Origin of the sequence: Kitasatospora sp. NBC_01287, from assembly GCF_026340565.1 — a bacterium.
GTDB lineage: Bacteria > Actinomycetota > Actinomycetes > Streptomycetales > Streptomycetaceae > Kitasatospora.
In genome coordinates this window covers 899397-920039 of sequence record NZ_JAPEPB010000001.1, presented here as the reverse complement: position 1 = coordinate 920039, position 20643 = coordinate 899397, and the positions used below count along the sequence as shown (strand labels likewise).

At 73.4% G+C, this 20643-nt stretch carries 18 protein-coding genes; 6 read left to right on the top strand and 12 right to left on the bottom strand.

Annotated features, from left to right (window positions below; genetic code table 11):
- Nucleotides 1-113 precede the first annotated feature (113 nt).
- Nucleotides 114-548 (top strand): response regulator, encoded by a 435-nt coding sequence (locus OG455_RS03660; RefSeq protein WP_266290101.1) that lies wholly within the window; start codon nt 114-116, stop codon nt 546-548.
- Between the two features lie 28 nt (nt 549-576).
- Here OG455_RS03660 and OG455_RS03655 read toward each other — a convergent pair whose 3' ends face one another.
- The gene (locus OG455_RS03655) at nt 577-963 is read right to left on the bottom strand and encodes a hypothetical protein (RefSeq protein WP_266290099.1); all 387 of its coding nucleotides are present in this window, start codon (nt 961-963) and stop codon (nt 577-579) included.
- Between the two features lie 144 nt (nt 964-1107).
- Between OG455_RS03655 and OG455_RS03650 the strand changes: the two genes are divergently transcribed.
- From OG455_RS03650 to OG455_RS03640, 3 genes are all read left to right on the top strand, one after another.
- Nucleotides 1108-2364 carry a PP2C family protein-serine/threonine phosphatase gene (locus OG455_RS03650; RefSeq protein WP_266290097.1) on the top strand — a complete coding sequence of 419 codons (1257 nt, stop codon included), beginning with the start codon at nt 1108-1110 and terminating at the stop codon, nt 2362-2364.
- A gap of 4 nt (nt 2365-2368) precedes the next feature.
- Entirely contained in the window at nt 2369-2863 is a 495-nt protein-coding gene (locus tag OG455_RS03645) for a MarR family transcriptional regulator (protein WP_266290095.1), read from the top strand.
- Nucleotides 2864-3111: 248 nt separating this feature from the next.
- A complete protein-coding gene (locus OG455_RS03640; protein ID WP_266290093.1) occupies nt 3112-3558 on the top strand; it encodes an STAS domain-containing protein in 447 nt (148 codons plus the stop codon).
- Between the two features lie 324 nt (nt 3559-3882).
- Here OG455_RS03640 and OG455_RS03635 read toward each other — a convergent pair whose 3' ends face one another.
- The 11 genes from OG455_RS03635 to OG455_RS03585 form a co-directional block, all read right to left on the bottom strand.
- Nucleotides 3883-5496, bottom strand: a complete 1614-nt coding sequence (locus tag OG455_RS03635) for a fused response regulator/phosphatase (protein WP_266290091.1) — start codon at nt 5494-5496, stop codon at nt 3883-3885.
- Nucleotides 5493-7493: an ATP-binding protein gene (locus tag OG455_RS03630; RefSeq protein WP_266290089.1), complete on the bottom strand. Its 2001-nt coding sequence runs from the start codon at nt 7491-7493 to the stop codon at nt 5493-5495. The genes OG455_RS03635 and OG455_RS03630 overlap by 4 nt, the downstream gene beginning before the upstream one ends.
- The gene (locus OG455_RS03625; RefSeq protein WP_266290083.1) at nt 7490-8545 is read right to left on the bottom strand and encodes a SpoIIE family protein phosphatase; all 1056 of its coding nucleotides are present in this window, start codon (nt 8543-8545) and stop codon (nt 7490-7492) included. Before OG455_RS03625 ends, OG455_RS03630 begins: the two co-directional genes overlap by 4 nt.
- Complete coding sequence (locus OG455_RS03620) at nt 8533-8916, bottom strand: anti-sigma regulatory factor (protein ID WP_266300649.1); 384 nt, start codon at nt 8914-8916, stop codon at nt 8533-8535. The genes OG455_RS03625 and OG455_RS03620 overlap by 13 nt, the downstream gene beginning before the upstream one ends.
- Before the next feature lie 41 nt (nt 8917-8957).
- Complete coding sequence (locus tag OG455_RS03615; protein WP_266290082.1) at nt 8958-9329, bottom strand: STAS domain-containing protein; 372 nt, start codon at nt 9327-9329, stop codon at nt 8958-8960.
- Nucleotides 9326-10174, bottom strand: coding sequence for an STAS domain-containing protein (locus OG455_RS03610; protein WP_266290081.1), 849 nt, complete (start codon nt 10172-10174; stop codon nt 9326-9328). The genes OG455_RS03615 and OG455_RS03610 overlap by 4 nt, the downstream gene beginning before the upstream one ends.
- A gap of 130 nt (nt 10175-10304) precedes the next feature.
- Entirely contained in the window at nt 10305-11138 is an 834-nt protein-coding gene (locus OG455_RS03605; protein WP_323185405.1) for a hypothetical protein, read from the bottom strand.
- Between the two features lie 55 nt (nt 11139-11193).
- Nucleotides 11194-15504 carry a caspase family protein gene (locus OG455_RS03600; RefSeq protein ID WP_266290079.1) on the bottom strand — a complete coding sequence of 1437 codons (4311 nt, stop codon included), beginning with the start codon at nt 15502-15504 and terminating at the stop codon, nt 11194-11196.
- A gap of 43 nt (nt 15505-15547) precedes the next feature.
- Entirely contained in the window at nt 15548-16561 is a 1014-nt protein-coding gene (locus OG455_RS03595; protein ID WP_266290077.1) for an NAD(P)-dependent oxidoreductase, read from the bottom strand.
- Complete coding sequence (locus OG455_RS03590) at nt 16558-17766, bottom strand: aminotransferase class I/II-fold pyridoxal phosphate-dependent enzyme (protein ID WP_266290075.1); 1209 nt, start codon at nt 17764-17766, stop codon at nt 16558-16560. Before OG455_RS03590 ends, OG455_RS03595 begins: the two co-directional genes overlap by 4 nt.
- Before the next feature lie 29 nt (nt 17767-17795).
- Entirely contained in the window at nt 17796-18701 is a 906-nt protein-coding gene (locus tag OG455_RS03585; protein WP_266290073.1) for a hypothetical protein, read from the bottom strand.
- Nucleotides 18702-18823: 122 nt separating this feature from the next.
- Between OG455_RS03585 and OG455_RS03580 the strand changes: the two genes are divergently transcribed.
- Nucleotides 18824-19342, top strand: a complete 519-nt coding sequence (locus OG455_RS03580; RefSeq protein ID WP_266290071.1) for a GNAT family N-acetyltransferase — start codon at nt 18824-18826, stop codon at nt 19340-19342.
- A 412-nt stretch (nt 19343-19754) separates the two neighbouring features.
- Nucleotides 19755-20435 carry an alpha/beta fold hydrolase gene (locus tag OG455_RS03575; RefSeq protein WP_266290069.1) on the top strand — a complete coding sequence of 227 codons (681 nt, stop codon included), beginning with the start codon at nt 19755-19757 and terminating at the stop codon, nt 20433-20435.
- Nucleotides 20436-20643 lie beyond the last annotated feature (208 nt).

Below are 20643 nucleotides of genomic sequence, written 5' to 3'. Positions count from 1 at the left end.
GCGCCGGGTGACCCGCGCGAGGGGAGCCCGCGGGACTTCCCCGGGGGTCGGCCGCGGTCGGCCGGGCCCACCGCCGCTTCGCGGCGCCGCCCTGCCACTGACCGGAGTTCTCGATGTCCCAGCCCGGCCCCGCCAAGTCCTACCGTGTCCTGCTGGTCGAGGACGACCACGCCGACGCGATGCTCATCGAGGAGGCCCTCTTCGACCGCGGCGCCGCGCGGACGATCACGCGGGCCGAGGACGGCGTCGCCGCGCTCGAACACCTGCGCGCGACCCGTCCGCTGCCCGACCTGATCATCCTGGACCTCAACATGCCCCGGATGAACGGCCGGGAGCTCCTCGCCGTGCTGAAGGGCGACGCCCTCCTCCGGGCCATCCCGGTGGTCGTGCTCACCACCTCGGGGGCGCCCGACGACGTCTCCGGCGCCTACAGCGGCCACGCCAACGCCTACGTCACGAAGCCGGTCAACCTCGACGACTTCACCCAGGCCGTCCAGAGCATCGACAGCTTCTACCTGGAGACCGCCGCCGTGCTCCCGCGGGTCTGAGCGCTCACGCCGCCGCGGGGCCGAGCTCTCACGCCACCGGGCCGGCGGCCGGGCGGGGCGGTGCGCCGACCAGTCCCGGCCAGCGCTTGCGGGCGCCCTGACGGCTCATTTCGAGCGCGTCGCCGAGCTGGGGGTAGCCCGCCCCGGCCTCGGCCGCCTCGCGCGCGGCCTGGTCGGTGAGGCGCTCCACCGCGCGCTGCAGGTGCAGCAGGGTGTGCAGTCGGGCGAGTGCGTCGCCCTGGGCCGGCTCCCAGACGGGCGCCGCCCCCTGGTCGGCGGCGTCGGGTGCCGTCAGCGACGGGAGCGGCCGGAAGGCGCGCGCGGCCAGTCGGGAGGCCAGGTCCGCCACCGCCGCGTCCGCGAGCGCGGCGATCTGTTCCTCGCTCATCAACGGGGAGAACTGGGCAGGCGACATGGGCGCAGTTTACTGGGTTCCAGTCATCTCACACGACAACCGCGGTTGTCGGTTTGGCGGTATGGTGTCCTGTGCCGTGCCGATCGGGAGGGTCGTGCCGGATCGGCCGGACCAACTGACGTTCCGAAGAGAAGAACCCCAAGGATGACCGCTGATCTCGCCACCGTGGAGCGGGCACTGCGCGGCGCGGCACCTCATGCGCTGCTGGACGCCCTGGCCACCGCTCTCGCCCCGTGCGGGGTGTTCGATGTCCGCCTGCTGATGGCCGACTACGGCCTGACCGTGCTGCAGCCGGTCACCAGCCTGCCGCGCACCGCGCAGCCACTGGCGGTGCACGCCGGCGCGCCCGGACGGGCCTTCGGCGCGCAACTGCCGTACGCCGAGCCGCTGGCGGATCCGCCGCCCGGACGCGCCGAAGGCACGGCGACGCTGCTGCACCTGCCGGTCTCCGTGCGCGGCGACCGCCTCGGGGTGCTCAGCCTCGCGCTGGACGCGGACCGGCTGACCGAGGAGCTGCGGGAGGAGCTCGCCGAGGTGGCCGAGATGCTGGGCCACCAGATCGTGGTGGCCGAGCGCGACACCGACCTGTACCTCCAGGCGCGTCGCAAGGACCGCCTCACGCTGGCCGCCGAGATGCAGTGGCAGCTGCTGCCGGCCCGGGCGTGCTCCCGCGCGGAGTACGCCATCGGCGCGCAGCTGGAGCCGGCCTACGCCATCCACGGAGACAACTTCGACTGGTCCGCCACCGGCGACCGGCTCACCCTGACCATCACCAACGGAATGGGCGAGGGCATCGAGGCCTCGCTGCTGACCAACCTCGCCATCAGCGCGTTGCGCAACGCGCGCCGGGCCGGCGTCGACCTGGCGGACCAGGCCGCGCTCGCGGACCAGGCGGTCTACGGGCAGTACCGGGGGCGGGCCTACGTCTCGGTCCTGCTGCTGGAGTTCCACCTCGACACCGGGGCGGTGGAGATCGTCGACGCGGGCTCGCCCGAGCTGCTGCGGCTGCGGGACGGCCTGGTCGAGCGCATCCCCTTCGAGGCGCAGCTGCCGCTCGGCCTCGCGGACGACACTCCCTATGTCGCGCAGCGGATCCAGGTGCTGGCGGGCGACCGGTTGATCTTCGTCAGCGACGGCGTCCACGCGGTCGCGGGTGCCGCCGACGAGTCCCGCGGGGAGCGGGCGCTGGCACGGGCCATCCGGGCCAGCAGGATGCTGCCCGCCGCCGAGGTGCCGCGCAAGGTGCTCAGTGAGCTCGCCAGGCGCCAGGACCAGGCTCCGGCGGACGACGCCCTGGTGGTCTGCCTCGACTGGTTCGGCCGGTCCGCCGGTGCCGCCGGCGCGGAAGGAGGTGATGGCGCCAATGGGCTCCCGCACCGCGCACCCGGGATGTCAGACTGACTCCATGGAACCCGCCGCCCCGCTCCCGCACCGCACGGATGGCCCCGCCGTGGCGTCGTCCGTGGTGGAACTGCTGGAGGTGCTCTGGGGTGGCGGCCGGGACCTGTCGGCCGCGCCGGTGTCGGTGTCCCAGCTGCGGGTCCTCTACGTCCTGGAGGCGAACGATGGCATCAACCTGCGTACGCTGACGGACCAGTTGGGCTCGCTCCCGTCCTCGGTCAGCCGGCTCTGCGACCGGCTGGAGGCGGTCGGTTTCGTGCAGCGCACGCCGAGCGCCGTGAGTCGGCGCGAGCTGGGGCTGCACCTCACGCCGATGGGCCAGGCGTTCCTGGCCGACCTCCGGGCCCGCCGCGAGGAGGAGTTGGCGCAGGTGCTCGCCACCATGACGCCGACCGGCCGGCGGGCCCTGATCACCGGTCTGGAGGCCTTCCGGGCCGCCGCGGGTGCGCGCCGGGAGGTCGGCGCCGACGGCTCGGCGGGCGCCTCGCGCACCGCGTAGCGCCGCTGCCCGCTGCCCGCGAAGCCCGGTCCGGCTGCGCCGAAGCGCAAGTCGTCCCCCCGGCAGGTTGGTTGACCTCTGGTGCTGGTCCGGCGCTGGTCCGGCGCTCGTCCGGTGCTGGTCCGGTGTGCCTGCGAACCGTTGCCGGGCGTGGAATGTTGTCGAATGGCAAATATTGCCCCTAGGATAGCCAGCGCCGCAGCGCGCGGTCCCAGGTGCCCTCTCGCACCTGGTGAAGGGAGGCCTGCGTGGCCGAACGACCGAGAACCCCGAGTACTCCCCAGAGCTGCCCGGTCCCGGTGCGGGCGGCCGGCGGCGGCCCGCTGCTCAGCGTCGGCCTCGCGGTGGTCGGCACGGTGGTCCGGGTCGACCTGTTGGGCGACCTCGACCTCGACACCGGCCCGCAGCTCACCGAGGCGGTCTCGCGGGGTCTGATCGACCGTCCGCGGGTGGTGATCATCGACCTGTCGGGCGTGGGCTTCTGCGATTGTGCCGGCCTCACCGCGCTGCTCCGGGCCGGCCGCAGGATCGCCGGCACCGGAGCCGCCTTCCACCTTGAGCGGCCCTCCGCCGTGGTGCGGCGGCTGCTGCAGCTCACCGGGACCGCGGCCGCCCTCGGCCTGCCCGACGGCGCCAGGCTGGTCGGCCCACGCGGCGGACCGGCCCGGACGGCTTCGCCGCGGCCCACCTGCTGAGCGGACTTCAACTTTTTCTCGCGCACCGGGACATGGGACGCCGGAACCGGGGGAGCCGTGCTGGGACCGGTTCGACTCGGCGGTGCGCAGAGAGGAATTCACGTGTACATAGGACTTGGCACACTCGTGGCGATCGTGGTTGTGGTGCTGGTCGTTCGCGCGCTGCTGCGCGGCTGACGGCTCGACTCGGGAGCAAGCGGCGCTCGGGCCCCCGCGCAACGGGGGCCCGAGCGCCGCTCCGTGCTGTCGGTCCGGGCGCCGCGGGTCGGGTCAGGCCGCTCAGCGCAGTCAGGCCGGTCGCGCCGGTCGCTCCAGTCGCGCCGGTCAGTCCAGGCGGACCGCGAGGAGTGCGATGTCGTCGCTGTTCTCCGTGCCGAAGCCGTCCAGCAGCGCGTCGCAGAGCTGACCGGGTGCCTCGGGGCCGGTCGCGACCGCCTGCCGGAAGGCTTCGAGGCTCGTGTCCAGGTTCTCGCCGCGGACCTCGACCAGGCCGTCGGTGAACAGGACCAGGGTGGCGCCGGCCGGGACCGGGTGGCTGACCGCGGGCGGGTGGGGCACCCCCAGGCCCAGGAGGGTGCCGTGCTCGGTCAGGTACCGGGCGGTGCCGTCGGGGTGGCGCAGCAGGAGCGGGAGGTGGCCGGCGTTGGCGAGTCGCAGGCGGCGGCGGTCGGCGTCCACCAGGACCAGGCAGACCGTCGCGGTGACGTCGGGGTGCAGCGTGGTGAGCAGGGTGTCGAGGCGGTCCAGGACCGCGGCCGGATCGTGGCCCTCCACGACGTAGGCCCGCAGCGCGTGGCGCAGTTCGCCCATGACGAAGGCGGCGGCCAGCGAGTGGCCGGCCACGTCGCCGATCACCAGCAGCAGCCCGGCCGGGGTCTCCAGCGCCTCGTAGAAGTCGCCGCCGATCTCGGTGCGGTCGCTGGCCGGGACGTAGCGGACCGTCATCCGCACACCGGGCACCGACGGGAGAGCGCCGGGGAGGAAGGTGCGCTGGAGGGTGAGGGCCAGGTCGTGCTCCTCGCGGAAGCTGTGCTGCGCCTCCAGCGCCAGGGCGCAGGTCTGGGCGAGCTGGGTGAGCAGATCGCGGTCGTCATCGCCGGTCACCGCCCGGGCCGGCAGGGCCAGCAGCACGGGCGCGCGGCCGCGCTTGGTGCGGGCGAGCACCACGGCCACCTCGGGCTCGTCCGCGAACACGCCGCAGGAGGAGAGCTCGGACCAGCGGCTGCCCGGCAGGGTGGCGGTCGCGATGCCGGTGGCGTCGCCCAGCGACTCCTCGGCCAGCCGGTCCAGTTGGGCCGGCTCACCCTCGTGGAAGGCCGGGGCGGCCCCGGGGGCGGCGACGGCGTGCACCAGCGAGCCGCGGGTGTCGAGCGCGAGTACGGCGGCCGGCGCCGACATCAGGGAGACGGCCGCCGTCACCGCCGCCGCCGCGAAGGACCGGCCGTCCTGCCGGTCGTAGATGGCCAGCGTCGCGCGGTTCAGTTCGGCGATCCGCTCGGCCAGCCGCTCGGCCCGGCGGCGGGCCCGGGCGTAGCGCAGCGCGGCGGTGACGGTGGCCAGGAACTCGGTGGGGGCGATCGGTTCGGTCAGGTACGCGTCGGCACCCCGGTAGAGGCCCTGCGCGCGGTCGCTGACGTCGATGGCGGTGGCGGAGACGTGGATGACGGGCAGGTGGGCGGTGCGGGGATCGGCCTTGATCACCTCGCAGACCTGGAAACCGCTCATGTCGGGCAGTCGCACGTCGACCACGGCCAGTTCGGGCTGCTCGGCCCCCTCGGTGGCGGCGAGCAGCGCCAGGCCCTGCGTCCCGTCCGCCGCCTCGACGACGGTGTGGCCGGCCCTGCGCAGCCAACTCCCCATGATGTAGCGGTTGGTGTCGCTGTCGTCGATGATCAGTACGGAGGCGGCCGCACTGTCGGTGGTGCTGCCCTCGCTCATGGGCGGCCTTCCCTCTCGTCCGAGTGCCCGTTCCGCGACTGGTGCGACTGGTGCGACTGAGGCGGCTGCTGCGACCGGTGGCCGACGGCGGCCGGCGGCGCGGCCCGGTCGGACCCCCGGGGCGCGATCCCCTCCCGGGCGAACGCTTCGGCGAGGGCGCCGGCAGTGAGCCCGCGCTTGTCCAGCACCGCGCGGGCGTGGCCGAGCCGGGCGGTGTCCAGCAGGGCGGCCGCCGCGGAGGTGAGCAGGAAGGTGGGGATCTCGCGCAGCAGCGGGTCCTCCGCCAGCTGGGCCAGCAGGGTGTAGCCGTCGGGGTCGGGCATGTTGAGGTCCAGCAGCACGGCGTCCGGCCGCTCGCGCCGGATCGTGGCCAGGGCCTCGGAGCTGCGGGCCACCTCGACGACCCGCTCGGCCAGCTGGGCCAGGATCGGACGGATGCCGGCGCGGAAGGCCGCGTCGTCGTCGACCGTCAGCAGGGTGGCGAGGCGGCCGCCCGTCCCGCCGGGGTACGGGTCGGCCGGCACGGCGGGGCCCGCCGCCCGCGCCCTGACGGGCAGCCGCAGGGTGAAGACGCTGCCGTGGTCCGGGCGGTCGCCCACGGTGAGGGTGCCGCCGAGCAGTTCGGCCAGCCGTCGCGCGTAGGGCAGGCCGAGGCCGGTGCCAGCGCGGCCGCGCTGGTGCGGACCACGGACCTGGTAGAACTCCTCGAAGATCCGCTCCTGCTCCGGCACCGGGATGCCGACCCCGGTGTCGGCCACGGTGAACACCAGCCACGCGCCCTCCTCGGGCGCCCCGCCGGCCTCGCCCGACACGCACTGCGGCTCGGTCTCGGCCGTCAGCCGCACCTCGCCCTCGGCGGTGAACTTCAGCGCGTTGGAGAGCAGGTTGCGCAGGATCCGGGTGAGCATCACCTCGTCGCTGACCAGTTCGGCGGCGGCGGGGGGCTCCGGGACCACCAGGGCCACCCCGTCCCCGGCCAGGTCCCGCATGGTTCCGTGCAGTTGCCCCAGCAGGGCCCGCAGGTCCACCCGGGTCCAGTGCGGCTCCAGCGTGCCGGACTCCGCCTTCGCCACGTCGAGCAGCTCGTCCACCAGCGCGAGCAGGGTGGCGCCCGAGGCCGCGATCAGCGAGAGCTGGTGCCGGCGCTCCTGGGCCGCTGCCGCCTTGTCGTCGAGGTCGTCGGGGTCGTCGGGGTTGTCGGGGTTGTCGGGGTCGTCGAGGTCGTCGAGCAGCAGTCTGGACAGGCCGATCACCGAGTTCACGGGGCTGCGCAGCTCATGGCTGATGTTGGCCCAGAAGCGGGTCTTGGCCTGGCTCGCCTCGCGGAGCAGCCGGGACTTGTCGTCGAGTTCGGCGTAGAGGGCGACCACACCGCTGTTGGTCTCCTCCAGCTCCTGGGAGAGCTCGGTGTAGAGCGCCAGGACACCTTGGTTGGTCTCCTGCAGCTCCTGGTTGAGCCGCTGCAGTTCGTTGTTGAGCTGCTGCAGCTCCTCGCGCCGGGCCCGCGAGTCCTCCAGCGCCGTGATCAGCTCCCGCCCCTGGGCCCGCAGCTCCTCCATGGAGGTGGTCCCGGGCAGTGAACGCAGTGCGCCGCGGGCCCGCTCCGCCAGCTGCCCGGCCGGTCGGGCGGTGGGCGGCAAGGGCTGTTCGAGAAGGACCTTCCCCGGGGCGCCGCCCTGGTGCGCGATGGCCGGAACCAGGCGCCGGGCCGCGCGCAGCGACTCGGCGCTCAGGCCCGCGCCGCCCTCCCAGCGCAGCGTGACGACCAGCGTGGCAGGACTGCGCGGCGCGAGGGCGAAGTCCGCGGTCAGGCCGGTGGAGCCGAGCAGGTCGCGACCGAGCTCGCTCAGCGCGGTGGCGAACCTGACCTGGTCCTGGTTCTCCAGGCCGAGCTCCTGCGCCACGGTCCGGCCGGCCCGCCGCAGCGCGAACACGTCCGTCTCGGTGGCGACCGTGGTGGTGAGCAGGGCGATCCGGGACGGGTCCACGGCGTTCACCGCAGCACCCGGGCCACGACCACTCCGGCGTCGTCGCGCCGGACCCCCGCCTCGCGCAGCAGCAGGCCGGCGGTCACCACCGGGAGGTGGCGCAGCAGCCCGGGCAGTGCCGCGGGCTGCCAGCGCTCGGTGAGGCCGTCCGAGTGCAGGACGACGGCGCCGTCGGGCGGCAGCGGCTGCTCGTGGGTGCGCAGCGTGGGCAGTTGGTGCCCCACGATCCCCGGCGCGGAGAGCAGCGCGTGGCGCTTCTGCGGGTCGCTGGTGAACCCGCTGATGTTGCCGACCCCGCAGAACCGCACGCGCCCGGCGGCGGGTTCGATCCGGACGACCGCCGCCGCACCGCCGCGCGTCCCGTTCAGGGCGTGGTGGATGCCCGTGAGCACGTCCGCGGGTGCCTCGGCGGTGCCGGCCCGGAAGGCGGCCACGGCGCGCTGCGAGGCCACCGCCGCGAGCGGGCCGTGGCCCAGCCCGTCGCAGAACATCACCAGCAGGGCGCGGTCCGGGCCGGCCGGCCCCGCCGCCCAGCGGGCCGCCCAGGCGTCGCCGCAGCTCTCCTCCCCACTGATCGGACGGGTCAGGCCCGCCACGCCCAGGCTGCCGGGTGCCGCCGCGGCGGGGACCCGCCCGCGGCCCCAGAAGCGGGCGACGAGGACGGTGCCGCGGTCCGGCAGCGAGTGGACGTCGAAGGTGTCCGCCAGGCGGGCGATCGCGCCCAGGCCGATCCCCAGGGTGCCCGCCGAGGAGGTGCCGTCGGCCATCGCGTAGGGGATGTCCCGCATCCCGGGGCCGTTGTCCAGGGTGAGGAACTCGACCGCGGCGTCCTCCTCGGTGCGCAGCACCCGCAGCAGCAACGAGCCGTCCACCGCGTGCCGGCGCAGGTTCGTGGCCGCCTCGGTGATCGCCAGGGCCACCTCGGCGGCCCGCTGGTCGCCGAGGCCGATCCGCCGGGCCAGCGCGGTGGCCGCACTGCGCGCGGCCACCGGCAGGCTCTCGGAGTCGCGGAACCAGGCGATGTCCTGGGACTCCGGCAACGCCGTGCTCAACGGGCCCACTTGGTGATGGTGACGGTGGTGCCCCGGCCGGCCGTGGTGTCGATGGTGAAGTCGTCGGTCAGCCGCCGGGCCCCGCTCAGGCCCAGGCCCATGCCGCTGCCTGAGGTCCAGCCGTCGGTCAGCGCCAGCTCCAGGTCCGGGATGCCGGGGCCGGAGTCCTCGAAGAGGGCCGTGACCCCGGTCCGGCTCCCCTGGTGCACCAGGAGCGTGCGCATCGTCCCACCACCACCGTGTACCAGGGTGTTGCGGGCCAGCTCGCTGGCCGCCGTCACGAGCTTCGTCTGGTCCACGAGGGACAGCTTCGCCTGCTGGGCCAGGTTACGCACCACCTGCCGGGCCCGGACCACGTCGCCGTTGGACGTGATCGGCAGCCGCTCCGCGTCGGACGTGCCGAGGTCGTGCCCCGCTCCCGTCACCGGCTTCGGCCCGCACCGGCGCTGCCGAGCAGGGCGAGGCCCTTCTCCAGGCTCAGCGCGGTGCGCACCCCGCCGAGCGAGAGTCCCAGTTCCACCAGCGTGATGGCCACGGCCGGCCGCATGCCGACCAGGACCGTCTCGGCGTCCAGCAGTCGCGAGATCGAGGCGGTGGTGGCGAGCATCCGGCCCACGAAGGAGTCGACGATCTCCAGGGCGGTGATGTCGATCACCACCCCGTGCGCGCCGGTCTCCACGATCCTGGCCGCCAGGTCCTCCTGGAGGTTCAGCACCGACTGGTCCTCCAGGTCCGTCTGGATGGAGACCAGGAGCACGCCCCCGATCCGAAGCACCGGAATCCGCTCGGTCACCGCGCGCTCCGCTCGGCGGTCGGGCCCGAGGCGTCGAGCCGCTTCATCGCGTGCTTGAGGGCGTCGGCCAGGGTCGCCTTGGTGACGATGTCACCGAACTGGATGCCGAGCGCGACGATGGTCTGCGCGATCTGCGGACGGATGCCGGAGATGGTGCACTCCGCCCCCATCAGCCGGGCGGCCACCACTGTCTTCAGCAGGTGCTGGGCGACCTCGGTGTCCACCGCCGGCACCCCGGTGATGTCGATGATCGCCTGGTCGGAGCCGGTGTCGACCAGCGTCTGCAGCAGCTTCTCCATCACCACCTGGGTGCGCGCCGAGTCCAGCGTCCCCACCAGGGGCACCGCGACCACGCCGTCCCACAGCTTGACCACGGGGGTGGAGAGCTCCAGCAGCTGCTCGGCCTGGGACCCGATGATCTCCTCGCGCGTCCTGGAGTAGGTCTCGACCGTGAACAGGCCCAGCGCGTCGACCAGCCGGTTCAGCTGGAGGTAGGCGGCGATGTCCTCCTGCGAGGTCCCGGTGTCGGGGACGAGCAGGTCCTTGAACGCGAAGACCGCGGTGGCCGTCTCCGTCGGGGTGAACCCCTGCCGGGCCCGGTTGCGCGACAGCTCGGTGAGCAGCGCCCGCACCTCGGAGAACTCCTCCGCCCGCCAGTCGTCGCCCGACCGCAGGCCCCGCACCAGCGCGGTGTACAGCTCGCGCAGCTCCGAAGCGAGTTCGGCGGCGCTCAGACGCCCGCGCAGGGTGTGGGAGACCTCGGCGATCCACTGCCTGGCCAGTGCCTCCTCCTGCTCCGAGAGCAGTTCGACAAGACGTGCGGAATCTCGACGTTCAGCCGTCACGGCAATCCCTTCACAACCACCGGAACACTCCGGTTGTCCAGCAGGCAGCCTATGACACGGGGGAGCGGACCCGACCACGTGACCCCGCGGCCCAGGTCGGGGCGCGGCGGGTGCTGTGCGCTCGCGTCCCTCAGGTGAGCCCGGCGGCGAGCGCCGCTCCGGTGACGGCCTTGGTCAGGTAGTGGGAGGCGTCGTGAGCGTGCGAGCCGTTCGGCACGAGGTGGCAGGCGACGCCGGGGCCGAAGCATGGGCGCAGGTCCTTGACCAAGGCGACGACGTCCCGGGCGTCGGCGATGTTCGTCCATCGCAACGACGGCTCGCCGGGCCAGTGGCCGAGCCCGTCGACCGGTGCGGGCACGAGGCGATCGAAGATCAGATTGGGTATCCCGAGTGGGGACCCGAGGGTGATCAGTGCGCGGACCGGGTGCCCCGGCAGTGCGCACAGCGCCTCGTAGGCCACCAGCGTGCCGAGCGAGTGGGCCACCACCACCGCCGTGTCCGGCCCGACGAGTGCCCGGACACGATCGCGCGCCGCTTCCCGCAACGTGCGGTCGGCGAGGTAGCGGCGCGTCTGCTTGAGGTCGAGGATCAGGGCGCGTTCAGCCAAGCCGGCGAAGAACCGGGACTGGGACAGGGCGAGGAGCGCACCCTGGACCGAGGCCGTGAGGCCACCGAGCATGCCGGCCGCGTCCGGTCCGGCGATCTGCGGCTCGGCCTGGGCCGCCTGCTCCCACCAGTGCGTCAGCAGATCGGTCTCCCAGCCCGGCAGGACGTCGGACCAGCTGAAGAACGGATCGTCGGCGGCGAGCAGTTGACCCGGCGGCAGGAACAGGTCGCCGTAGAAGGCCATGGCGACATCCGACTCGGACACCGTGACCGCCGTCCCCGCCCTGCTCAGCCCGTCCCGCAGGGCCGGCAACCAGTGCTGGAGCAGGGTGGCCTCGCCGAACTGCTGCTTTCCCACACCGTGTACGCACACCACGCGCGGCATTCCGTTCCCCTCACCTCGTCCTGGTGGCCTAGCGGGAGAGGCCGACTCCCGCGACGCTGCCCAGCTCGAAGGCGACGACCTCGTGGCCGGTGCCGATGATGATGTCCGCGCCCGGCGTCAACGTGACGGCCCTGGCCGGATAGGGGGTGGCCCAGCGCAGCAGCTCGATGCCCGCGGCCAGGTTCCACACCCGCACGGTGTAGTCGTCGCCCACGGTCACGGCGATGGGCACGCCGTCGAGCCGCCGCGCGGCGACCGCGTTCACGACGCCGGTGTGCCCGGCGAGCCCGCCGAGTCGCTCCCCGGTGTGCACGTCCCAGGTGCGCATGGCACCGTCGTCGCCGACGGTGAGGGCGACCTGCCGGTCGCCGGTTGTCGTGCAGGCGATGCCGTTGACGACACCCGTGTGTGCGACGAACGAGCCCAACTGCTCGCCCGTGCGCAGGTCCCAGGTGCGCATGGCACCGTCGTCGCCGACGGTGAGGGCGACCTGTCGGTCGCCGGTTGTCGTGCAGGCGATGCCGTTGACGACACCCGTGTGTGCGACGAACGAGCCCAACTGCTCGCTCGTGCGCAGGTCCCAGGTGCGAACCGTACCGGCGGCGTCGCCGGTGACCGCCAGTGGACGACCGTCGACCTCGGCGGTGTCGACCGCCCAGATCCAGTCCGTGTGCCCGCGCAGCGCCGGGCGCCGACGGCTGGTCGACAGGTCCCACACGGAGAGCGAGTGGTCGCCGCCACCTCCGACGATGGCGACCGGTACGCCGTCCACACGGGTGCAGGCGACGGAGTTGACCGCCCCCGTGTACCCGCTGAGCACCTCGCGCCGCAGGCCGGTGCGCAGGTCCCACAGCCGTACCGCGCCCTCCCCGTCGCCGCCCACGGTCACCGCGACCGGTACGCCGTCCACCGTTGTGTGTGCCACCGACCAGAGCCATCCGGTGTGCCCGCTGAAGACACCGCGGTCCGGCTCCGAGAGCGCGGTGGCCGGCGAGGCCTCGGCAGGGGGGCCGGGCGGATCGTCCCGGATGACCGGTTCGGGGCGCCCCATCGTCAGCCGCGGCCGACCGGTGCGCAGGTCCCACGCCCGGACGGAACCGTCCGCGCCCCCCGTCACCGCCACCGGGTCGCCCGCCACCGTGGTCGTGGCGACGGCGTTCACGGCACCGGCGTGGCCCGCCAGTACCGCGCGCTGGGTGCCCCTGGCCAGATCCCGGACCCGCACCGTGAAGTCGCCGCCGCCGACCACCGCCAGCGGGCTGCCGTCGAGGTCGGCGCAGGCCACGCCGTTCACCCAGCCGGTGTCCCCGCTGAGCACCTGCCGGGAGGCGCGCTCCCGCAGGTCCCACACGCAGAGGTGGCCGTCACCACCGCCGCCCGAGACGGCCACCGGCGTCCCGGCCAGGTCGGCGCAGCTCACCGCCCACACCCAACTGGTGTGGCCGTGGAAGACCGCCGTCCCGACCCGGTCCTGCAGGTTCCACAGGCGCACCGCCCCCTCGGCGCCGACGCTGACGGCGTGCGGCAACCCGTCCACGGTGGTGCAGGCGACGCCGTTGACCGCGCCCGTGTGACCGACGAGGGTGGCGATCTGGTCGCCGGTGCTGAGGTCCCACAGGCGCACCGCCGCGTCCCCACCGCCGACGACGGCGACCGGCACCCGGTTCACCGTCGTACAGGCCAGGCCGTTCACGGCGCCGGCCTGGCCGCTGAGTACGGCCACGGTGCTGCCGGTCAGCAGATTCCAGACCCGAACGGTGTAGTCGTCCCCGCCGGTGACGGCGACGGGGGTGTCACCGAGCATGGTGCAACCAACGGCGTTCACCGCTCCCTGATGACCGGTGAGCAGCCACCGTTGGGCGCCGCTGACCAGGTCCCAGACCCGCACGGCACCGTCGGTGCCGGCACTCACCGCGACCGGCCGCCCCTCCACCTCACCGCAGGCGACACCGTTGACCGCACTGGAGTGGTCCTTGAAGGCCCCCGTGATCTGGCTGTCGGTGGCCCAGGCCGGCCGCCAGGCGCTGCCCTGGCTCAGGGCCCGGGCCAGGTCCCGGTCGCCGAAGCGCGCCGCGTCGACCGCCAGCAACTCCCGACGGATCCGCGGATCGGTGCGCCGGTGGTCTCCCGCGGAGGCCCGGTAGACGGCGGCCCACCGGCGGGCCGGCTCGGTCGTCAGCTGGTCGAGGGCCGGCAGCAGGCCGGTGGGCTCTGCGTGGACGAGGAACTCGCAGTCGGCGACCAGCGCGTCGAGTTGCCCACTGCGTGCCGCGTGGGTGGACAGGTAGCCGAGCGTGTAGGGGTGTGCTCGCGCCCAGTCGGGGCGCCCCAGGGCGTTGCGCGGCAGGGTCCGCCGCAGTACCTCCACGTAGGCGCGATGAGCCGCCGGCTCGTCATCGTCCCGGCGCAGGTGCTCGGAGAGGGCCTGGTGGTACAGGCGGTACGCGGAGTGCCCGGATTCGGTGGCCTCGACGACGTAGCGCCCGGTGGAGCGCTGGAGCCACAGCAGGTCCTCGTCGCTGTAGGGACGGCCGGCCAGCCGGGCGGCCAGCGGAGCCCAGATGTCCTCCCACGGCAGGCCCTGGCCCTCCGCGTAGGCGAGCGGGCGCAGCAGGTGCCTGGCCCGCTCGGCGTCCGCGCCGAGTCGTTCGTTCAGGTCCTGGGCCATGGCGGAGTCGGCCGTCTTCGGCAGGGTACGCAGCCAGTCCGGGTCGCCCGGATCGACCGTGCCGTCCTGAGCGGCGAGGGTGCCGGAGGTGATGCGCGCGACCAGGAAGGACGGGAAGGCGGCGTCCGCGACGGCGCGCGCCACGTCGCTGACGAGCCTGGGACGGGCGGTGGCGTAGGGGCTGCGCGGATGCGAGTCGGTCAGCCCGCGCATGGCGTAGGCGCCGAGCGCGGCGCGGTCCGCGAAGTCGGGGCTGTCCAGGTCGAGGACGGCGGTGTCGGCCTTGAGGTGGCGCAGCAGGTGCGGGCGGGTACCGAGGAGCAGGCGCAGCCGCCCGTTGCCGTACCGGATCAGCGGATGGAGGAGATGGGTGAGCAGCGTGTCGGGAGTCGCCGCTTCGTCGAGCGCGTCGATTATCGCGGTGAACGGCTGGTCCCTGGCGCTCAGCGCGTCCAGGAACGCTCCTGGGGTGGACGCGCTCACCTGGGCGGCCGCGGTCAGTCCCTTGAGCACGTCCTCGTTGGTCAACGCCTGGGCGTAGACGGCGACATCGACGCTGCCCGGCCGCGGGATGGCGCGCTCCGGCAGGTCCAGCAGGTGCACCGGCACGCTGTGGTGACGCTCGGTGTGGGTGAGCACCGCGATCAGCCCGAGCACGGCGGTCTTCCCCGATCCCGGCCCCCCGGTGACCACCAGGGCGGGCCGCAACGGGTCGGCTCCGTGCACCCAGGCGGTGATCTCGGTGAGCGCGTGCCGACGGCCGGCGAACCACCAGCCGCCCTCCTCACCGAAGGAGGCCTTGGCACGGACGAGCATGCGCCGGGCCAGCTCGGTCTCCCGCCGCTGGGCTTGGCTCTGCCATTCGGCGGCCTGCTGAATGGCGAGGTCGGCCTCGAAGGGACGCTCATGGTGGCGGGGGTTGGGGAAGAACGGCGGCACCCGGCCGAGCATCTTGGCCGAGTGCCATTCGATGCTCTGGGTGGGCGGCCGCCGCGGGCTGGCGTTCATGTGGGCGACGAGTGACCCCAGGCTGAGGATCTCCGGCTTCTCCCCGGCTGTCGCCAGGCTGTCCACGGCTGCGCGGAGCAGTTCGGGGAAGGCCTCGGCCAGGGCGGGCTGGGCCGGCTGCGCGGAGGCGACGAAGGCGACGCCCGCGCTGTCGTTGTCCGGATCGCGGCGCAGGCTCTCCAACGCCGCGGCCACGGCGTCGGAGGTGCCCTGGCCGGCGTGGCAGGTGTCGAGCAGTAGCAGCAGATGGTTGATCTTCGTGTCGTCGAGCAGGACGGAGGCGATCTGCGCGGTCGGCAACGCCTGCTTCGGGCGGGCCAGATCGGCGTCCGACGGGAAGAACATGTGGGAGCGGCGGGAGGAGCCGAGAAGCTGACCGTGACCCGCGAGGTACACCACGACGATGTCGTCCGGTCGCCGGTCGGGGTCGGTGGCGAAACGCTCCAACTGGTCGAGGAGCGCACCGCGGTCCGGGTCCAGGCCCAGGCTGCTGACGTGGGTGTACCCGAGCCGGGTGGTGAAGAGATCGATGATCTCCTGCCGTGCCCTGACCAGCCCCGGCCGGTCACCTCCTGGCGACCGGGGCAGATGTGCGACGGCGGTGGCGATCAGCAGGCGCCGCGGCGGCCGCCCGCCGGCACCCGGCTGTCGACTCGATGTCATGCGCTCCCCCCGCAGCCCGGCCGACGGCCTCGGCCGGCCGACGTCACCTGGCGCCGTCTTGATCTGACTCGTCGTCAACTGTACCGAGCAGAGGGGCATGGCGCTGCGCATCCAGCAGATCGCACACCGCCCGTGCGGCCGTGCGGCTTGCCGCCTCGTTCGCCTCAAGGGTGTGGTAGCCGGCGGTCGGCCCGGCGATCAGGCCATGGGAGCCGCGTGCGGTCAGGGCGTCCCAGGCGGGTCCCTCGCCCTGCCCGTCGAAGGCGCAGCGCACCTGCCTGTGCTCGATGGCCTCCAGCAGGGCGGCGAAGTCCACCAGAGCCGGGTGGACGGTGTCGATGACCAGCGTTCCCGGCCTCATGGCGGTGAACTCCTCGGCGCCGAGCTCGGGGGCTTCCCCCGTAGCCGGTCCTGGCCGGTGCAGGGACACGATGTCGCTCCAGCCCAGCAGTTCGGGCTTGGGGCACCGGCGCAGGCCAAGGGCCCGCGCCGTGGCGGGGTTCGGTCGCGGCGCGCTGTAGCGGACCTCCATCCCGAAGCCCTGCCCCGCGATCCGGGCGACCTCGGCCCCGATGCGGCCCAGGCCGATGACGCCCAGGCGGCGACCGCGCAGCGCCCTTCCCAGTGGCGGGGCGCCGACCGCCGTGGTCCGCGCGGGGCCGACAGCGCCGGTGCGGCCCCGTGCGAGGCCGAGCATCAGCAGCAGGGTGTACTCCGCGACCGACACCGCGTTCGCCCCCGGTGCACTGACCACCGCCATGCCCAGCTGGCGCGCTCGGCGCCAACCGGGCACGTAGAGCTGGTAGTCGGTGCCGACGAACCCGATCGCCGCCAGTCCGCGAACCGTCTCGAAGACCCGGTCGGTGGGCGTCTCCCAGCCCCCGAGCAGATAGCCCAGCGCGCCGTCCAGGACGGCGATGAGTTCGTCCTCGCTCAGGTCGTCCCGGCGGACCCGGCGCGGGGTGTAGCCACGGGCCCGCACGTAGTCGACGACCGAGTCCGGTACCAGGTCGGTGCCGGTGATCAGGATCTCCGGGTCCCGCCGGGGGGCGTTCACGTCGTCCACCGGCGGCCGGCGGCCGGCGAGACCGCCACCGACTCGCCGTGGGTTCGCACGGCGTCGAGGAGGATCGCGACCCCGCGCCGGACGTCGGCGGGGTCGCGCAGTAGCGCCACTCTCACCCATCCGGTGGGCCGTTCGCCTGCCCCGGTCGACCAGAAGAAGGGTTGGCCGGGCAGGATCTGGAGGCCCGCCGCACGGCAGTGCTCCAGGATCCGCTGCTGAGCGGGACCGACGTGCAGCCATTCGACGTTGATCGTGCTGCCGTCGTCGGGCGCCCCGGCGGGCAGCAGTGCGGCCAGTCCGGCTGCGCGGAGGGCGTCACGCAGGGTTCCCCGGTTGCTCCGCGCGATGTCCCGGGCCCTGAGGACCTCGTCGCAGTGCTGGGACGGGGTCAGCACGGTGGTCAGCAGGCGCAGGTCCAGGCACGAGACGTTCAGCAGGTACTGGCTGACGATCTCGGAGACGGCGGGGGCCAGGCCGGACGTGACCGTGAGCACGCTCGCCTTGGTGTCCTGCAGTGGCAGGGCCTTCCCCGTGTCGTCGATCACCGCGGCGTCCGCCGCACACCGCTCCGCCAGCGCGAGGACGTCCCAGCAGGACGACGGGTCCAGGAGGCGGAACGAGGCGTCGAAGACGACCAGGACGTCGCGTTCGCCCGCCCACCGGAGCAGCCTGCGGGCCGCGTTCGGCGCCATCCCGGTGCCGGTCGGATTGTTCGGCAGGACCACGACGAGCGCGGCGAGCCCGAGCGCGTCGAGGCGGTCGAGGTCGGGTTCGGGCAGCAGGCTCCTCTCGTGGACGGGTACCACCTCGACGCCGGCCATGGTGACCAGGGCGGGGATGTTGTCGAAGGTCGGCGCGATCACCCCTGTCCTGCGGCCGGTCAGGGCCAGGTGCTTCGCGACGATGTCGGTGGCGACGGAGGCCGAGTACACGATGTGGGCCCTGGCCGGGTGGTACTCCTGGCCGGTGTGGTGGCCGAGCGCGTCCAGGAAACGCCGCTCCACCCGCTTGACCTGACCGTGGCGGGGTTCCTCGAAGGAGCGGGCGAACGTCCTGCCGAGCGCGGTCCGGGTCCCGTGGTGGAGGCTGTGGTTCGCGTGCCCGTCGGCGAGGTCGAGCTGCGAGGACTGGGCCTGGAGCTCGTACTCGGTCAGGTTGCGCGGGCCGGCGGGGTCCATTGGGTCCTTGTGGTTCATGGGGCCGATGGGGTCGATGGGGTCCATGGTCAGAACCGGCAGACCAGGAGGGAGAGCGGACCGCCGGCGGAGAACGTGCCGACACGGAGGATCTCCACACTCTCCGCGCCCACCTCGCCGACGATGCGCTCGGCCACCGCGGGCAGCCTGTCCCCGGTGCTGGAGCCCGGCTCGTGCTCGATGATCGCGGTGGCGTGCGGTGCCGCCGTCCGGATGGCCCGCAGCGCACCCACCACCAGATCGCCGTAGCCGCGTGGCGTGGGGCCCGGCGTGGTGCCGGTACCGGCACCGGGGTCGCCGTCCCCGGACGGGTGCCGGGCCGCGAGGGCCGCCCGCGCCTCGGAGCGCAGGCCGGCGGGTACCTCGGGTCCGGCCCAGGCGTCGTAGAACGGGGGCGAGGTGAAAACGACCACGCCGTCGGCCGGGACCGGCAGGCCGTCCCAGGAGTGCGGGTCGGTGGCGTCGCCGTGCACCACCGCGCTGCCCGGCGGGAGCGCGGGTCCGCGTACCAGGTCGTCGGCGAGCTGCCGCTCACTGAGCGAACCGCCTCCGGCGGCGCCTTGCAACCGATGGACGAACCGGAGGCACCGCAGCGCCACACCTTCCCGCCCCTCCGGAGGCCGCAGCAGGGCTTCGCCCTCGGCCGGCCCGCAGAGCGCCTTGGCGGTACTGACACAGGCGAGGACCGGATCGACCTCGGCGCCGATGAAGGGGATCCCGAGATGACGGGCCGCCAGGCAACCGCTGCCCGCACCGCAGAACGGATCGATCAGAACGGTGGGAGCCACCGGGCTCAGATCGAGGACGGTCTTCGCCACGGCTTGCGAGTTGCCGGTGTTCGGCATGGTGAACCAGCGGCCGATGGGCTCGTCAGGATCCGGCAGATACTCCGCCGTGCAGCCTGGAATTCCGTACGCGCGTACCGAGTGCTCCATTGGCCCCCCTGAATCGCACCGACTGCGTCCTCAGCCAATCGCAGAGTATGATGGACCGTCAAGATGCTTACTGGATACGGGGATAGCGGCCCTCGGTCAGCAGCGCGACAGTCGGGAGCGAGATGTCTCGGTACCACGACGATCACCTCCAGCCGGACGGCGCGGCGGAGCGGCTCCTCGCCGCCCGGGGCGCTTCGATCACGGTGCGGCCGGCCCTGGAGGGCGACCTCCCGGCTCTGGCCCGGCTCGAGGCGCTGTGCTTCGCGGAGCAGCCATACCCCTTCTTCGTCCTGCGCCAGCTCTTCGACGTCCACGGCCGCCACCTCCTGGTGATCGGCACGAGTACCGAGGTGTACGGCTACGTGCTACTGGCCGCCGGGCCCGGCCGCGACCGCAACTGGGTCCTGTCCATCGCCGTCGCGGCGGAGTACCGCGGGCACGGCTACGGGCGGCGCCTGATGACCGAACTGCATCTCCTGGCAAGCGCGGAGGGTATCGGCGACCTGTGGGTGACCGTGGCTCCGGAGAACGCTGCCTCGCTCACTCTCGCCCACTCGCTCGGATACGTCGTCGCGGGTCGCGCGCAGGACTACCTCGGACCAGGGCAGGACCGACTGGTGATGGTGTGCAGGGCCGGTTGAGTGGTCCGGTCGGACCTCGGCGTCGAGGTGTCCCGGGGCAGACACGGTACGGGCAGGGACCCGGCTCGTGCTCCGGGGCGAGGGCGGCGGCACGAGCTCTTCGCTGGGCGTCAGCGGCTGCAACGGCCGGCTGTAACGGCACGAGCCGCCAGCGGCCGCGGCACACGTGCGACCTCGTTGTCTCCTCCTGATCCCGCTGCCCGGCCGGCACCGGGAATCGCGGTTCAGTCGTCCGACATGAGCTGACGCACCTCGACTCCGCCGAACGGGTGCGGGCATCTCGTCGCCCTGGGGCGCGGCGTCGGTTGGCGAGGGCGCACTACGCGACGATCGTGATCAGGCAGCACTCCTGACCACCCGGGGGATGGTCGACGCGGCGCATCGTGCAGGTACTCATGGAGGAGGAACCATCATGGCGGGCAAGCCCAGCATCGTCTTCGCCCACGGGCTCTGGGCCGACGGGTCGTGCTTCAGCAAGCTCATCCCGGCACTCCAGGCCGAGGGGCACGAGGTCTTCGCCTCGCAGCACGGCCTCAACTCCCTGGAGAGCGACGTCGCTTGCGTGAACTTCACGCTCAACCACGTCCCGGGGCCGATCGTACTCGTCGGTCACTCGTACGGTGGGACGCTGATCACCAAGGCGGGTACCCACGACCGGGTCGGTGCGCTGGTGTACATCGCCGCGCTCGCCCCGGACGAGGACGAGACCTCGCAGCAGCATCAGGAGCAGTTCGCCCCCATGCCCGTCTTCGAGCACATCGAGGTCGCTGACGGGCGTCTGTGGCTCAAGTCCTCGGGTGTCGCGGACTTCTGCGGCGACCTCCCGGAGGCGGAGCGGAAGCTCGTCCTGGCGACGGGTGCGGTACCGACGGCGGACCTGTTCAGTCAGCAGGTGCCCGGCACCGCCTGGCGTGACACGCCGAGCTGGTACATCGTGGCCAACAACGACCGTACCGTGAACCCCGAGCTGGAGCGCTTCGCCGCCGAGCGGATGGGCGCGAAGACCTATGACGTCGACAGCAGTCACGTCCCGATGCTCTCGCACCCCGACTTCGTGCTGGACGTGATCCGCGACGCGGCGAAGTCCTTGTAGGCAGGTGCGGGCCCTGGTTCGACTCCATGGGGCCGCTGGGCTCTCGCCGGGTGTGCGGCGGGGCGGAGTTGATCCGGCCGGGCCTCGGCGGGGAGGTGCCGAGGCCCGGCCGGCGGGTGATTCAGTCGCCCAGCAGCGGTTCGACCGTGCCCGGCAGCGCCCGGCGCCCTCGGCGCCGGGCGCCCGTCGTTCACCGACGGGCGGTCGC